General features: G+C 50.0%; 1 rRNA gene. It reads left to right on the top strand.

Features of this window, described 5'->3' with window-relative positions:
* Positions 1–17: 17 nt before the first annotated feature.
* Positions 18–1,575: ribosomal RNA gene (locus ABH960_RS29490) — 23S ribosomal RNA — on the top strand; the annotation flags it as partial.

Genomic DNA, 1,575 nt, shown 5'->3' on the forward strand with positions numbered 1-1,575 from the left:
TTTTTTAATTTTAGTTTGGTTAAGTTAGAAAGGGCGCACGGTGGATGCCTTGACACTAGGAGTCGATGAAGGACGGGACTAACGCCGATATGCTTCGGGGAGCTGTAAGTAAGCTTTGATCCGAAGATTTCCGAATGGGGAAACCCACTATACGTAATGGTATGGTATCCTTACCTGAATACATAGGGTATGGAAGACAGACCCAGGGAACTGAAACATCTAAGTACCTGGAGGAAGAGAAAGCAAATGCGATTTCCTGAGTAGCGGCGAGCGAAACGGAATCTAGCCCAAACCAAGAGGCTTGCCTCTTGGGGTTGTAGGACATTCTATACGGAGTTACAAAGGAACGAGGTAGACGAAGCGACCTGGAAAGGTCCGTCACAGAGGGTAATAACCCCGTAGTCGAAACTTCGTTCTCTCTTGAATGTATCCTGAGTACGGCGGAACACGTGAAATTCCGTCGGAATCTGGGAGGACCATCTCCCAAGGCTAAATACTCCCTAGTGATCGATAGTGAACCAGTACCGTGAGGGAAAGGTGAAAAGCACCCCGGAAGGGGAGTGAAAGAGATCCTGAAACCGTGTGCCTACAAATAGTCAGAGCCCGTTAATGGGTGATGGCGTGCCTTTTGTAGAATGAACCGGCGAGTTACGATCCCGTGCAAGGTTAAGCTGAAGAGGCGGAGCCGCAGCGAAAGCGAGTCTGAATAGGGCGTTTAGTACGTGGTCGTAGACCCGAAACCAGGTGATCTACCCATGTCCAGGGTGAAGTTCAGGTAACACTGAATGGAGGCCCGAACCCACGCACGTTGAAAAGTGCGGGGATGAGGTGTGGGTAGCGGAGAAATTCCAATCGAACCTGGAGATAGCTGGTTCTCCCCGAAATAGCTTTAGGGCTAGCCTTAAGTGTAAGAGTCTTGGAGGTAGAGCACTGATTGAACTAGGGGTCCTCATCGGATTACCGAATTCAGTCAAACTCCGAATGCCAATGACTTATCCTTAGGAGTCAGACTGCGAGTGATAAGATCCGTAGTCAAGAGGGAAACAGCCCAGATCGCCAGCTAAGGTCCCAAAGTGTGTATTAAGTGGAAAAGGATGTGGAGTTGCTTAGACAACTAGGATGTTGGCTCAGAAGCAGCCACCATTTAAAGAGTGCGTAATAGCTCACTAGTCGAGTGACTCTGCGCCGAAAATGTACCGGGGCTAAATACACCACCGAAGCTGCGAATTGATACCAATGGTATCAGTGGTAGGGGAGCGTTCTAAGTGCAGTGAAGTCAGACCGGAAGGACTGGTGGAGCGCTTAGAAGTGAGAATGCCGGTATGAGTAGCGAAAGACGGGTGAGAATCCCGTCCACCGAATGCCTAAGGTTTCCTGAGGAAGGCTCGTCCGCTCAGGGTTAGTCAGGACCTAAGCCGAGGCCGACAGGCGTAGGCGATGGACAACAGGTTGATATTCCTGTACCACCTCTTTATCGTTTGAGCAATGGAGGGACGCAGAAGGATAGAAGAAGCGTGCGATTGGTTGTGCACGTCCAAGCAGTTAGGCTGATAAGTAGGCAAATCCGCTTATCGT

This window comes from Bacillus sp. RC252 (genome assembly GCF_044909215.1).
In the GTDB taxonomy this organism is placed as follows: domain Bacteria; phylum Bacillota; class Bacilli; order Bacillales; family Bacillaceae_G; genus Bacillus_A; species Bacillus_A mycoides.